General features: G+C 58.7%; 11 protein-coding genes. 9 read left to right on the top strand and 2 right to left on the bottom strand.

Annotated features, from left to right (window positions below):
* Positions 1–566 precede the first annotated feature (566 nt).
* The gene (locus tag HYPMC_RS15070; protein WP_013948855.1) at positions 567–1,337 is read right to left on the bottom strand and encodes a Crp/Fnr family transcriptional regulator; all 771 of its coding nucleotides are present in this window, start codon (positions 1,335–1,337) and stop codon (positions 567–569) included.
* A 137-nt stretch (positions 1,338–1,474) separates the two neighbouring features.
* Positions 1,475–2,233 carry a cyclic nucleotide-binding domain-containing protein gene (locus HYPMC_RS15075; RefSeq protein WP_013948856.1) on the bottom strand — a complete coding sequence of 253 codons (759 nt, stop codon included), beginning with the start codon at positions 2,231–2,233 and terminating at the stop codon, positions 1,475–1,477.
* Positions 2,234–2,400: 167 nt separating this feature from the next.
* On the opposite strand from HYPMC_RS15075, the gene HYPMC_RS15080 reads away from it, so the two are divergent.
* The 9 genes from HYPMC_RS15080 to HYPMC_RS15120 are packed head-to-tail and all read left to right on the top strand — an operon-like array spanning position 2,401 to position 14,826.
* The gene (locus HYPMC_RS15080) at positions 2,401–5,136 is read left to right on the top strand and encodes an MFS transporter (protein ID WP_013948857.1); all 2,736 of its coding nucleotides are present in this window, start codon (positions 2,401–2,403) and stop codon (positions 5,134–5,136) included.
* Between the two features lie 16 nt (positions 5,137–5,152).
* On the top strand, positions 5,153–8,896 hold the full coding sequence (locus tag HYPMC_RS15085; protein ID WP_013948858.1) for a nitrate reductase subunit alpha: 3,744 nt from the start codon (positions 5,153–5,155) through the stop codon (positions 8,894–8,896).
* Positions 8,893–10,419 (top strand): nitrate reductase subunit beta, encoded by a 1,527-nt coding sequence (gene narH / locus HYPMC_RS15090; protein ID WP_013948859.1) that lies wholly within the window; start codon positions 8,893–8,895, stop codon positions 10,417–10,419. Before HYPMC_RS15085 ends, narH begins: the two co-directional genes overlap by 4 nt.
* Positions 10,416–11,111, top strand: coding sequence for a nitrate reductase molybdenum cofactor assembly chaperone (gene narJ / locus HYPMC_RS15095; RefSeq protein WP_013948860.1), 696 nt, complete (start codon positions 10,416–10,418; stop codon positions 11,109–11,111). The genes narH and narJ overlap by 4 nt, the downstream gene beginning before the upstream one ends.
* Before the next feature lie 14 nt (positions 11,112–11,125).
* Positions 11,126–11,899, top strand: a complete 774-nt coding sequence (narI, locus tag HYPMC_RS15100; RefSeq protein ID WP_013948861.1) for a respiratory nitrate reductase subunit gamma — start codon at positions 11,126–11,128, stop codon at positions 11,897–11,899.
* A gap of 3 nt (positions 11,900–11,902) precedes the next feature.
* Positions 11,903–12,796 carry a peptidylprolyl isomerase gene (locus HYPMC_RS15105; RefSeq protein ID WP_013948862.1) on the top strand — a complete coding sequence of 298 codons (894 nt, stop codon included), beginning with the start codon at positions 11,903–11,905 and terminating at the stop codon, positions 12,794–12,796.
* Positions 12,797–12,804: 8 nt separating this feature from the next.
* On the top strand, positions 12,805–13,086 hold the full coding sequence (locus tag HYPMC_RS15110) for a hypothetical protein (RefSeq protein ID WP_013948863.1): 282 nt from the start codon (positions 12,805–12,807) through the stop codon (positions 13,084–13,086).
* 34 nt (positions 13,087–13,120) lie between these two features.
* Positions 13,121–13,594 (top strand): membrane protein, encoded by a 474-nt coding sequence (locus HYPMC_RS15115; protein WP_013948864.1) that lies wholly within the window; start codon positions 13,121–13,123, stop codon positions 13,592–13,594.
* A gap of 38 nt (positions 13,595–13,632) precedes the next feature.
* Positions 13,633–14,826, top strand: coding sequence for an NnrS family protein (locus HYPMC_RS15120; protein WP_041300990.1), 1,194 nt, complete (start codon positions 13,633–13,635; stop codon positions 14,824–14,826).
* Positions 14,827–14,859 lie beyond the last annotated feature (33 nt).

Raw genomic sequence — 14,859 nt, forward strand, 5'->3', positions numbered from 1 at the left:
GCTTCCGCTGACTAGCTCCGACCCATAGCCGCGCCGCCATGGGGATATGGTCTGCATTGTCCCATAAGCCGACATTGGATTTGCGGAGTTGCGGAATCACTTTCGGCGTCGTCGGTATGTCCGCTTCAAAACGGAAGGCAGCAGCGGTTCTAGCACAGCAAACAGCCGTTTCTGGCCCCTAAGAATAAGCTTGGAGGGCCGGAATTGATGTCCGGTCGTTTGGCTTGAGCGGGCGTCTACCAATTCTATGGCTTCACGCTGCAGCTAGCGAGTGGGTACGGCATCGAGAGGAGGCCAAACATTGCTCTAGCGCAAAGAAGCGCACGCAAGAATTCGCGAATGTTGCACGGAGAAAAAGCGGCAACGGAGGCGGTTCATGCCAGACAAGAGCATTGGCTTCACGAAGCGGTTTTTCAAGCAAACTCGATCACGACAGGAAAGTCGCCCCGAACGGTTTACAGAACATCCACCGGCCCATCTCTATGCCCTGGTCGGATGGCGGCTGACGGCTTTAGGAATTAATCCCAAGAGCATCGAACGCCATTCGCCCGACTTGCTGTTCCTGCTCAGGAGCAGGTGCGCGTTATGTGCGGACAAGCGAAGATGTCTGGAAGGTATGATGGATTCTCGCCACCCGCCGGGATGGGAAGACTATTGTCCGAATGCCAAAACAATTGCTGCTTTAGTAGATGATCCCAGGTTTTGTCGACCAAAGAATTTCCCCGGCGATCATTCCCAAAGCTGCTGAGAACACGGCTCGCGGAATGCAACGTGGTCCCCGCAAGTTGTGCTACGTCTTGGCGGCGCAGGGGAATCTCGATCTCGATTCCCTCATCAACTTTTCGGCCGACTCGGTCCGCAAGCCTTAACAACGTTCGCGCCATCCTGCACTCAACCTCCTCGTTTGTGAGTTCAATGACACGCGAGTGTGCATCTTGAAGTCGGCTTCCAACGGTTCGAAGGGCATTGGTTGCAAGGACCGGATGTCTTTCGGCGAGTATTGACCACTGCGATGACGGCCAGCGCAGAATAGTCGCATCCGTTACAGCGGCAGCCGCGGCCGGATAGTGGTCTATACCGATTGCCGCCGCCGCGCCGAAAATTTCGCCCGGCGACACATAGCGAACCGTAACCTCGTAGCCTTCCCCTGTGGTCTTGGTCGCGCGAACGAAACCGTCGACTAAGACGAAGAAAGACCGCGCCTCGGCGCCTTGAGCGAAGATCTCTCCCTTCTTCATAATGCGGATAGTCCGAGAGCGTGCCAGAAGACCTTCAAGGTCTTCGAACGCCAGCCCGGCGAAGATGTCGAATTTGGCAATTTCAGTAAGGTCGAACATTCGCACCCGCGCCCACCGTTTAGAGGGGAAGAGCTGCCATTCCTCACGCAAACTAGCCTTCAAGTTCCCGAAGAAAAAATCGAGCCTACCATTTTCCCGCGACGGTCTGCTGTTGCGCGAGGATGTCGGACCTGAGCTTATGCGCGAACGCGCAGGAGCCCTAGCGAATCTGGCGCTTCGCCTTCATCAATTAGAGGGTCTGGTTTGCATTCTGCCGCTAGCAGCTTGGGATCGAGAATGGTGATCGTCTGGCCGTCCACCCGTATCCCAAAGTTCTCCAATGCCGACAGGGCACGCGAGAAAGATTCGCGTGTTATGCCAAGTTCGGACGCAATCAGATTTTTTTCGTACGGAAGTACCGCGCGATCCAACGTCCCCTGGCGCTTCGATAGAGCCAAAATATAACATCCCGCGCGCTGCGTTGAGGACCTGAGCTTTAGATTCTTGATCTGTCTGACCATGCGGCGAAATTGTTGCGCCAAGCTGCCGATCATTTCGTGCGCAAGTGCAAGATCGCCGGCCACTGCACGTCGAAACGCGTCGGAATGGATAAGCAAGATACGCGATGACTCGGGTACCCTAGCCTCCATGAGATAAGGCGCACCGGTTACGACTGCGGCTGGAATAATGAGGTCTGGTGCTCGGACCACCTCGATCAGCACCTCTCGGCCTTCTGCGGATTTGCCGAACAGCTGAACAGAACCGGCGATAACGATCAGCTGAAAGTTCGGTACATCTCCCTGCTCGAACAGAACGGTTCCCGGTGCCGCGCCGTGAACGACCGAATTCCGGAGCAGGTCTGCTCTTGTCTCGGCCGAGAGGGATCTAAAGACAGGAAGCGAATCCAGTCCTGGCTCGCCATCAGGCTGTGCGGCTGACCCAGTCAAACTAGCCACTGCTTAATCCTCTGCCCTGCACTTTGCGTCGACCGCCGAGTGGTCGTGATTTTTGTCACGTCACTCATTGATCTCCGTCAACGCCAGTTTGCTGCGGCTCGGCCAATTTGCCCAGCAAGCGACGCAACCACCCAATCTCGGGCGTGGCCGTCGAAGGGTGGTCAACCATGCAAGCGACGACAGATGCGCAATCTGGAAAAGCGTTAAGCGTGACGACTGCCGCGTTCACGGTGTGCTTTGCCGTTTGGACAATCTTCTCGATTGTCGGCATTCCGATTCGTCAGGATCTCGGACTCAGCGAGACGAAATTCGGTCTTCTGCTCGGCACACCGATCCTGACGGGCTCGGTGATCCGCGTCGTGCTCGGCATTTGGGCGGACCTCTATGGCGGGCGCGTCATTCTCGCTGCGACGATGCTAGTCGCGGCGGCGGCAACATTTCTGATTTCTTACGCTCAGACCTACAGCGAATTTCTCGTGGCCGCCGCCGGTATTGGCATCGCCGGTGGATCTTTCGCTGCCGGCATCGCCTATGTCACCCGCTGGTATCCCCCCGACCGTCAGGCCGCGGCGCTCGGGATTTTTGGTTCCGGCAATGTAGGCGCAGCGGCGACAAGTATTTTAGCACCGTTCGTACTTGTCGCTTACGGCTGGCAGACCGTCGCCCAGTTTTGGGCTGCCGGTTTGATCGGTATGGCCGCGGTCTTTTGGTTCACGTCCGAGGATGATCCTGCAGTTGTCGAACGCCGGCGCGCTCACATCAAAGCGGAAAGTGTTTGGCTCCAGCTGGAGCCATTAAAGAACGCACACCTGTGGCGTTTCGCACTCTACTACTTCTTCGTGTTCGGAACCTTCGTCGCCCTCGCGCTGTGGCTACCGCAATACCTGATGAATGTGTACGGTCTTGATATCAAGACCGCTGGTTTGCTCGCGGCCTTCTTCACAGTGCCAGCGAGCATTTTCCGCCGCTATGGCGGTCATCTGTCCGACAGCTATGGAGCACGTCGCGTACTCTACTGGACGCTTCTCGTCTCATCAGTAGCGACGTTCATCCTCGCCTACCCTCCGACCGATTATGTCATCCATGGCGTCCAGGGCCCAATTTCGTTCCGCATGGAGATGGGCGTCGTCGGTTTTACTGTAACGATATCCGTCCTCGGGTTCTTCATGGCGCTTGGTAAGGCCGCCGTCTTCAAGCACATCCCAGCTTATTACCCCGATCATGTCGGTTCGGTCGGCGGGCTCGTCTCTATGATTGGCGGTCTCGGAGGATTTTTCCTACCCGTCTTGTTCGGCATTCTATTCGACCTGACCGGCCTGTGGACAAGCTGCTTCATGGTGCTTTTTGTCCTCTTAACCGGCGCACTTCTCTGGACGCACTTAGCTATCCGCCAAATGGAGCGCGGAACTGCGGAAGAGGCTCTCGCCGAACTTCCACCCTTTCCGGAAATGCAGGGTCTGCCCAAGCCCATCTCCGCGCCGACGGCAGCGGGCGCGCTTACCGATTGGCGCCCAGAGGACCCGGTATTTTGGGCGAACACTGGTCGTCGCATCGCAAGACGAAACCTATGGCTCTCGATTCCGGCTTTGCTTCTTTCCTTCGCCATTTGGCAAGTGTGGTCGGTGGTTGTCGCCAAGCTTCCACTGGTCGGCTTCAACTTCACCACCGATCAACTGTTTTGGCTCGCGGCTCTACCAGGGATCTCTGGCGCCACACTGCGCATCTTTTACTCGTTTATGGTGCCGATCTTCGGCGGCCGTCTGTGGACGACGCTGACGACATGGTCACTCATGATCCCAGCAGTCGGTATCGGCTACGCGGTGCAGAGCCCGGATACGCCGTATATCGTACTCCTGATCCTGGCCCTGCTTTGTGGGTTGGGCGGTGGCAACTTCGCCTCCTCGATGGCCAACATCTCCTTCTTCTTTCCCAAGGCTGAGAAGGGCAACGCCCTCGCGCTCAATGCTGGCCTTGGTAATCTCGGCGTCAGTGTGGTCCAGTTCGTGGTGCCATTGGCAATCACTGCTGGAATCTTCGGCTGGATCGGCGGCGATCCCACCATGGTCAAGGGGCCAGCGGGGGAATCACAGCTCTGGTTGCAGAACGCTGGCTTCGTCTTCGTGCCGTTCATCGCGATCTCTGCCTTTGCCGCTTGGTTCGGCATGAACGATATCGCCTCCGCCAAGGCGTCCTTCGCGGATCAGGCTGTCATCTTCCAGCGCAAGCACAACTGGATCATGTGCTGGCTCTACACCGGCACCTTCGGCTCCTTCATCGGCTATTCAGCAGGCTTTCCGCTGCTGGCCAAGATGCTGTTTCCCGACGTCAACGCACTTCAGTTTGCGTTTCTCGGTCCGCTCGTCGGTGCCCTCTCCCGCTCAGGAAGCGGCTGGCTAGCAGACAAGTATGGCGGGGCCCGCGTTACCCTCTGGGCTTTCGCTCTGATGATGGTCGGCGTGATCGGCGTGCTCTGGTTCATTGGCGTCAAGGATCAGGCGGGCGCTTTCTGGGGCTTCTTCGCGTCCTTCCTGCTTTTGTTTTTCGCCACCGGCGTCGGCAATGCGTCAACCTTCCAAATGATCCCAGTGATCATGGCAAAGGAGATGGGGCGGCTGATGCCCGACGCGGATTCTGAAACGCGTCGCCGGCAGGCCGAGAAAGAAGCCGCCGCCATCACCGGATTCACTTCGGCGGTCGCTGCATTCGGGGCGTTCTTCATTCCGAAGAGCTACGGCACCTCGATCGCCCTGACCGGCGGACCGGAGGCTGCGCTCTGGGCCTTCCTCATCTTCTATGTGAGCTGCCTCGCGATCACCTGGACGGTCTACTCCCGCAAGGGCGGCCTCCTTCACGACGTTGAACGCGCGAAGTGCGTTCGTGCTTCCATCACAGTAGCCGACTAATCAGGGGCTTAAAGCGATGTCGCATTTTCTCGATCGGCTGACCTTCTTCCGAAAGACTGTTGATGAGTTTTCCGATGGGCACGGGATAGTGACCAACGAGGACCGGTCCTGGGAGGACGGCTATCGGAAACGCTGGCAACACGACAAGATCGTGCGTTCCACCCACGGCGTAAATTGCACCGGCTCCTGCTCCTGGAAGATCTACGTCAAGGGCGGCATCGTCACCTGGGAGACGCAGCAGACGGACTATCCGCGCACGCGGCCGGACTTGCCGAACCATGAGCCGCGCGGCTGCGCTCGCGGCGCCTCTTACAGCTGGTATCTCTATTCCGGAGCGCGGGTGAAATACCCGATGATCCGCGGACGGCTGTTGAAGCTTTGGCGCACCGCGCGAGCTATGTTGTCTCCTGTCGCAGCCTGGGCATCGATCGTCGAGGACTCAGATAAGCGGCAGTCCTACATCTCCATCCGCGGCCACGGCGGCTTGGTTCGCGCGACCTGGGATGAGGTCAACGAGATTATCGCGGCCGCGAATGCATACACAGTGAAGGCTCATGGCCCCGATCGCGTCATCGGTTTCTCGCCAATTCCTGCCATGTCCATGGTCTCCTACGCGGCAGGCGCGCGTTACCTCTCTCTCATGGGCGGCGTCTGCTTGTCCTTCTATGACTGGTACTGCGACCTGCCGCCCGCAAGTCCGCAGACTTGGGGTGAGCAGACCGACGTTCCCGAGAGCGCCGATTGGTACAATGCCGGTTTTATCATCGTCTGGGGCTCCAATGTGCCGCAAACGCGCACACCGGACGCACATTTCTACACCGAGGTTCGCTACAAAGGCACCAAGAGCGCCGTCGTCAGCCCGGATTATGCCGAAGCAACAAAGTTCGCCGACATCTGGCTTAACCCGAAACAGGGCACGGATGCGGCGCTTGCCCTCGCGATGGGGCACGTCATCCTGCGCGAATATTATCTTGATCGCACGGTTCCCTATTTTGACGACTACGCCCGCAAGTATACCGATCTCTCATTCCTGGTGCGCCTGACCGAACGAGACGGACGGCTCGTTCCGGAACGACTTCTGAGGGCGTCGGAGATTGCTGGCTCTTTAGGCGAGACCAACAATTCGGATTGGAAGACGGTTGCGATCGACGAGATTAGCGATGCACTCGTCGCACCGCGCGGTTCGATCGGCTACCGGTGGGGCGAGAGCGCCAAATGGAACCTTGAGGAAAAGGATGGCGAAGGCCGCGATGTTCGCCTCAAATTGACACTGGCGGGTGACGGCGCTGAGGTCGGCGCTGTTGATTTCCCCTATTTCGGCGGCCGCGCCACCGAGCATTTCGTCTCGACCGATCACGGTGAGATCCTTACCCGCAATCTGCCCATCCGACGGATTAAGCTCGGCGACGGTACCGAAGTGGCCGTCGCCACCGTCCACGATCTGATGATGGCCAACTATGGTCTCGATCGCGGCTTCGGTAGCGGCAACGTTGCATCGTCCTACGATGAGGACGTCCCTTTCACACCTGCGTGGGCTGAACGCATTACAGGCGTGAAGCGCGACGCGATCATTACCGTTGCGCGCGAGTTTGCCACCAATGCGGAGAAGACCAAGGGCCGCTCGATGGTGATCCTCGGCGCGGGCGTCAACCACTGGTACCACATGGACATGACCTACCGGGGGATCATCAATCTCCTGGTGTTCTGTGGCGCCATCGGTCAGTCGGGCGGTGGCTGGTCACACTATGTCGGACAGGAAAAACTTCGCCCGCAAACGGGCTGGACGCCGCTCGCGTTCGCACTCGACTGGAGCCGCCCTCCCCGGCACATGAATTCGACGTCGTTCTTCTACGCGCACACAGACCAGTGGCGGTACGAAACACTGACGGCGGCCGAAATCCTCTCGCCGACCGCGCCAGACGGCGACTGGAACAAGAGTTTCATCGACTACAACGTCCAGGCCGAGCGTATGGGGTGGTTGCCATCCGCACCACAGCTCAAGCAAAACCCACTCGACATCGCCAAGCAAGCCAAGGCGGCGGGACTCGCGCCGAAGGACTATCTACCGAAGGCACTCAAAACGGGCGAACTCGAGCTTGCCTGTCATGATCCGGACAATCCTGCGAACTGGCCGCGCAACATGTTCGTCTGGCGCTCGAACCTGCTTGGCTCGTCTGGCAAGGGCCACGAGTACTTTCTCAAGCACCTGCTCGGCACGACACACGGCGTGATGGGTAAGGATCTCGGCCCCGAAGGATCGGTCCGCAATACAGAGGTCGTCTGGCACGAGAATGCGCCGCAGGGAAAGCTCGACCTCCTAGTTACGCTCGACTTCCGCATGTCGACGACGTGCGTCTATTCCGACATCATTCTGCCGACCGCCACTTGGTACGAAAAGAACGACCTCAACACTTCCGACATGCATCCCTTCATCCATCCGCTCTCAGCGGCGGTGGACCCCGTCTGGGAGGCCCGCTCAGACTGGGAGATTTACAAAGGCCTCGCCAAGGCTTTCTCGGACGTCGCGCCCGAGGTTCTGGGGATTGAGGAGGATGTCGTCCTCACCCCGATGCAACACGACAGTCCGGCGGAAATGGCCCAGGCACTCGAAGTCAAGGACTGGAAGCGCGACGAGGTCGAGCCAATTCCTGGCAAGACCATGCCTTCCGTGACCGTTGTCACACGCGACTATCCGAATCTTTATGCCCAGTTCACGGCACTCGGGCCGCTGATGACGAAGGTCGGGAACGGTGGCAAGGGCATCGCTTGGAACACCGAGCATGAAGTCGCGGCGCTCGCTGCGCTAAACGGCTCACGACTCGACGGCGTGGCCAAGGGCCTTCCTAAAATCGAGACAGATGTCGACGCTGCCGAGGTCATCTTGATGCTTGCGCCGGAAACCAACGGTGAAGTTGCGGTCAAGGCCTGGGAAGCGCTGGCCAAGATCACTGGGCGTGAGCACACGCACTTAGCTTTGCCGAAAGAGGACGAGAAGATTCGCTTTCGCGACATCCAGGCCCAGCCGCGGAAGATCATCTCTTCTCCGACCTGGTCCGGGATCGAGAGCGAAAAGGTCTGCTACAACGCCGGTTATACAAACGTGCACGAGTTGATCCCCTGGCGCACATTGACCGGCCGCCAGCAGCTTTATCAGGATCATCTCTGGATGCGCGCCTTCGGCGAAGGGCTCGTCACGTGGAAGCCGCCGGTCGACCTAAAGACTATCGCGGGCATTAAGAACGTCCGCCCAAACGGTCACAAGGAGATCGTTCTCAACTTCATCACTCCGCACCAGAAATGGGGCATCCACTCGACTTATACCGATAACCTCTTGATGCTGACGCTCAACCGTGGCGGTCCGGTTGTTTGGATCTCTGAAACCGACGCCAAGATCGCCGGCCTCGTCGACAACGATTGGGTCGAGGTCTTCAACATCAACGGCGCCCTGACCGCTCGCGCCGTCGTCTCTCAGCGCATCAAGCCGGGCATGATGCTGATGTATCACGCCCAAGAAAAGATCGTGAATACACCGGGATCGGAAATGACCGGCAACCGTGGCGGCATTCACAACTCGGTCACCCGAACGGTGCTGAAGCCGACGCACATGATCGGCGGCTATGCCCAGCAATCGTATGGCTTCAATTACTACGGGACTGTTGGTTCCAACCGAGATGAATTCATTGTCGTCCGAAAGATGGCGAATATCGACTGGCTCGAAGAGCCGCTGAACACCGATGTCCCGAGGGAGGCCGCAGAATGAAGATACGCGCTCAGATCGCGATGGTGTTGAACCTCGACAAGTGCATCGGGTGTCATACCTGTTCCGTAACATGCAAGAACGTATGGACCAGCCGCGAAGGCGTCGAATACGCCTGGTTCAACAATGTCGAGACCAAGCCCGGCGTCGGCTACCCGCGCGAGTGGGAGAACCAGGGGAAGTGGAACGGTGGGTGGAGGCGCAAGAAGAACGGCCACATCGAGCCCAAAATGGGCGCTAAATGGCGCATCCTCGCGAATATCTTTGCCAATCCGGATCTGCCGGAAATCGATGACTATTATGAGCCGTTCACGTTCGATTACGAGCACCTCCATACCGCGAAGGAATCGAAGGCGTTTCCAACGGCGCGACCCCGATCGGCAATTTCGGGCGAGCGCATGCAGAAGATCGAATGGGGGCCGAACTGGGAGGAGATTCTCGGTGGCGAATTTGAAAAGCGGTCAAAGGATGTGAATTTCGAAGGGGTCGAAAAGGATATCTACGGCCAGTTCGAAAATACATTTATGATGTACCTGCCGCGGCTATGTGAGCATTGCCTCAATCCTGCTTGCGTCGCGGTTTGCCCTTCCGGCGCTATTTACAAGCGCGAGGAGGACGGCATTGTTCTGATCGATCAAGACAAGTGTCGCGGCTGGCGCATGTGCGTCTCTGGCTGCCCCTACAAGAAGATCTATTACAATTGGTCCTCCGGGAAATCCGAGAAGTGCATCTTCTGCTATCCGCGTATCGAGGCCGGTCAACCGACGGTGTGCTCCGAAACATGCGTCGGGCGCATCCGCTATCTCGGTGTCTTACTGTACGACGCCGACGGCATCGAGGCGGCGGCGAGCATTCCGAACGAGAAGGACCTCTACCAAGCTCAGCTCGATCTCTTCCTGGACCCGAATGATCCTGCCGTCATTGCACAGGCTCGCGCCGACGGCGTGCCTGAGGCCTGGCTCGACGCAGCGAAGCATTCGCCGATCTGGAAGATGGCGATGGAGTGGAAGGTGGCGTTTCCGCTGCACCCGGAATATCGGACGCTTCCGATGGTCTGGTACGTGCCACCTCTCTCGCCGATCCAATCTGCCGCGGCCACCGGCAAGATGAGCGTCAACGGCGATATGCCGGACGTCCGTTCACTTCGCATTCCGCTTCAATATCTCGCCAACTTGCTCACCGCTGGGAACGAGGAGCCGGTCGCACTGGCGCTTGAGCGCATGCTCGCTATGCGCGGCTATATGCGGGCGAAGACGGTCGACGGCCGGCTTGACGAGCGTATCGCGACCAATGTTGGCCTCACCGGTCGCGCCATCGATGAAATGTACAAGGTCATGGCAATCGCCAACTACGAAGATCGCTTCGTCATTCCGACGGCCCATCGCGAGTGGAGCGAGGACGCTCAGGACCTGCGTGGCTCGTGCGGCTTCTCCTTTGGCAATGGCTGCTCGGGCGGCACTACCGAGACCAACCTTTTCGGGACAAAGCAGACGAAAAAGGCTTCGAACCCAATGGAGATCGTATGATGGCGAAGACCTTCAAGGCGCTATCAGCGCTCCTCTCCTACCCGGACGAAGATCTACGGACTGCGATCGACGAGATCGGGTGTGTCATTCGATCGGAGAACCTCATCGATATCGAGGCCTGGAGGGCCTTGGAGCCGCTACTTGCCGAACTTGCACGTCTAGATCTCTTCGACCTGCAGGAGCGCTACGTCGATCTCTTCGACAAGACCAGACGGCTGTCGCTTCACCTATTTGAGCACGTTCACGGCGAAAGCCGCGACCGCGGACAGGCGATGGTTGATCTCGCTGCGCTCTATGAAAAAGGCGGACTGACGCTCGAGGCGAATGAGCTGCCCGATTATCTACCACTATTCCTCGAATATCTATCAACTCTGCCGATCGAAGAAGCACGGCCGCTGCTGGCCAACGCTCTGCATATCGTTTCGACCATTGAGGAGCGTCTCGCGGGCCGCAACTCGGCCTATGCTGCAGTTTTTTCTGCCATCGGCACCATGGTTGACGGCACCGCAGCGGTTCCTGCGATTGCCGCGCCAACAGATGCTGCTCCCGATGATCTTGCAGCGCTTGATGCCGCCTGGGAAGAGACCGCCGTCAGCTTCGGCCCGGGCGACGCAACCGACGGCTGCTCCATCGACCGACTGAGAATTCAGATTCGAGCCGGCCGCCGCGATGCACGCCAGAGCACCGCCTAAAGGAGGAGAAAGCAATGTCAGAGACCATCAACTCCATCCTCTTCGGCTGGTACCCTTATTTTTGTCTGACAATCTTTCTGCTCGGCAGCTTGTTGCGGTTCGACCGCGAGCAATACACCTGGAGATCAGGGTCCTCTCAGCTGCTTCGCAAGCGACAGCTTCGATGGGGCTCCAACCTCTTCCATCTCGGCATTCTGGTGATCTTCGCCGGACACTTCGTCGGCCTGCTTACTCCGATATCGGTGTTCGACATGATGGGCATCAGTCACAGTTTCAAGCAGGGTCTTGCCATCACCGTCGGTGGCATAGCTGGCATCGTGTGTTTCATCGGAATTACAATGCTCGCTCATCGTCGGCTGTTCGATCCGCGCATCCGAGCGACGTCGAGCTTCGGTGACATCGCCATCCTGCTGCTGCTCTGGCTTCAGCTTTCCCTAGGTCTGTCCACCATCTTCGTTTCGCTCCAGCACATGGATGGCCACGAAATGGTGAAATTCATGAACTGGGCCCAGGGCATTCTGACTCTGCAGCCTTCAGCGGCCGACTATGTCGCGGATGTGCACCCGATCTTTAAGGCGCACCTTCTTTTGGGAATGACGATTTTTCTCGTCTTCCCCTTCACACGGCTTGTCCATGTCTGGAGCGCGCCGATCTGGTACCTCGGCCGACCCGGCTATCAAGTGGTGCGCACACGCTTCGCAGCGCGGCGGACCCAACCACATGCACCCGCGTTTAAGCCCACGGTCCGGCCGTTGGCTGCGCGCCCCGCACACCAACCAGCGGAGTAAGTCATGGTCACGCTCGTTATCGATCATACGGCAAAGAGCGCGGCGCCGGGTTGTCATGAGCACCGGTCCGCGCCTCCTGCAGCACCGCTGCGGGATCCAGTTGCCATGCCACCCGTCACCGTCAATGGCATCGCGATCCCGCGCAAGGCGATCGCAGCGGAGGTGCAGAACTTTCCGGCTCGTAATCCGGGCGACGGTTGGCGGGCAGTGACCCGCGCGCTGGTCATTCGGGAACTCCTGCTGCAAGAAGCGCGGCGTTTGGAAGTATCAGTCGAACCGCGTGCCGACGAGGATGGACGGATTGAAACCGCGGAAGATGCACTGATACGTGCGCTCATTGATCGCGAGGTTCGCGTCCCGAAAGCGGATGAGGCGACGCTGCGCCGCTTCTATGAGAATAATTACTGCCGCTTCGTCACGCCTGCTCTCTACGAGGCCGACCACATTCTTATCGCAGCGCGCCGTGATGACCTTGAGACCTTTACCGCCGCACGAGAAAAAGCAGCGAGTCTTGCTGCTGTTCTTGCGACGGAACCCGAAAGATTTTCGGTGCTTGCGCGCGATTTTTCGGACTGTCCCTCAGCGGCACTCGGTGGCAGCCTCGGTCAAATCGGTCCTGGCGATACGACGGCTGAGTTCGAGGCCGCTCTTGCCGGCCTTTCGTTGGGCCAAATCTCCTCACCGGTCGAGACGCGTTACGGCGTCCATATCATCCGCCTGGCGAGGCGGATCGAAGGTCGGCCTTTGTCATTTGACGTCGTGCGAAAGCGTATTGAGGTTTATCTCGAAGAGCATGTTCGCCATCAGGCCATCACACAATATATCGCGCTGCTCATCGGACGGGCGGAAGTTCGGGGCATCGCTCTCGAAGGCGCAACGTCACCCCTGGTTCAGTGAGGTCGGCCATGCTCGGACAACTCCTCAATTCATTGGATGACCCCAAGGTTGCGATAGGTATCCTTGCCGCGCTCAATGAGCCGTCTTTGTCGGAACGTGTCACAGCTGTCGCCGGTGCCGCCGGCCGCGCGCCGGCCGATGTTATCGCCTCAACTGTGCGAGGCTTTCTCGACACTGCATCTGACGATCACTGGCTGCAGCTTGTGGGTATCATGAACAGGGCCGAGGATCCGGGCCTTTCGGCAGTGCGTGCGATCCTCAACAAGGCGCTACCGGAGCAGGCCCCGTGAGAGATCGTCGCTGTCCCCTGCGTGGCGGCTGACGATGGACGACATCACTCTGGCCCGCGCACTTCACGTCCTCGCCGTCATTCATTGGATCGGCGGCTTGGCGTTTGTAGCTTTGATCGTGCTGCCCCTTGCGCAGGCGCGTTCCACGGCGAGCGAGGGACTGGAGCTGTTTGCGACCATCGAGCGGCGCTTCGCGGCACAGGTCCGGGTTTCCATTCCACTCGTCGGCGCCACGGGCCTCTGGATGACTTACCGCCTAGATTTCTGGGATCGCTTCCTCGATCCAGCCTATTGGTGGATGTCAGCGATGCTCGGCCTGTGGCTCTTCTTCATGCTCATGATCTTTGTGCTTGAGCCTTTGCTACATGGCCATTTCGAGAGAAAGGCCCGAAGCGATCCGGCCTCCGCCCTTCGCCGCATGAGTCAACTGCACGCTTCGCTGCTTTCGCTGGCCGCGATCACGGCGCTCGGCGCCGTCGCTGGCGCCCATGGATTCAATTTCTTTTGACGGTGCACAAAGCCCTTCCCGCATCGGAGCAAGCCTGGATGAAACGACCCGCCAAGACGCAAAGGTCAAGGAAAGGACTGAGCTTGTGGAGCCGCGGCTTTCGCCCGTTCTTCCTTGCTGCCGCCGTTTGGGCTGTAGCCGCAATCGCGATTTGGCCACCTTTCTTCACCGGGGAAATCCAGGTTCCGACGGCCTTCTCGGCAAGAGACTGGCATGTGCATGAGATGATCTATGGCTATGGTTCCGCTGTGGTAGCGGGCTTCTTGCTGACGGCAATTCCCAACTGGACTGGCCGGCTGCCAGTGGCTGGCTGGCCGCTGATCTTTCTCTGCGCGTTGTGGCTCATCGGTCGCGTCGCCGTTTTGCTATCCGCCTCGATCGGGCCGGTGGCGGCGTCGCTGGCTGATAGTGCATTTCTCCTAGTGTTCGCCGCTACCGTGACGCGCGAAGTGATCGCGGGGAAGAATAACCGCAACGTCAAGGTCGTCGCCCTCGTCCTCATGCTTGCGATCGCCAACGCCGGCTTCCATTTCGAAGCAGCAACGACAGGTACGGCCACAATCTCTGCCCGCGCCGGCCTTGCGATTATCGTGTTTCTTATTCTGCTGATCGGCGGCCGCGTCGTACCGAGCTTTACTCACAACTGGCTCGCCAAGAGAGGTATTGCAGAGCGACCTGTGCCCTTTGGCGAGTCGGACAGTATTGTTATGGTGCTATCCGCCGTTGCCCTCCTGCTGTGGATTGCCGACCCCGATCGATACTGGACAGGCGGATTGCTCTTCGCTGCGGGCACAGCGAATCTTTGGCGGCTCTTTCGCTGGCGCGGCTGGGCCATACGATCAGATCCGTTGGTGCTCGTGCTCCATGCCGGATTTTTCTTTGCCGCGCTTGGGTTCCTGTTCGAGGGAGTGCACGCTTTTCGAGCTGAGATCATTCCCTCGGCGGTCGGCGTCCATGTTTGGGCGGTCGGCGCCATCGGCACTATGACGCTCGCCATGATGACTCGCGCCACGCTGGGTCATACCGGTCGGGAACTCATCGCATCAAACGTTACGCAACTCATCTATCTCGCTGTCGTCGCCGCGATGCTTGCGCGGGTTACGATGGAATTTTTGCCCGCTCTGATGCTGCTCCTAATGTACGCCGCCGCGATCGCGTGGATCTCCGCATTTGCCGGCTTTATCATTGTATACGGACCGATGCTGGCAGGACCTGTCGGCAAAAGGGGCTAGGGTCGTTGTCTCAATCGGGGAAGGAGGTGTCCC

It is taken from the genome of Hyphomicrobium sp. MC1, from assembly GCF_000253295.1.
Lineage (GTDB): Bacteria > Pseudomonadota > Alphaproteobacteria > Rhizobiales > Hyphomicrobiaceae > Hyphomicrobium_B.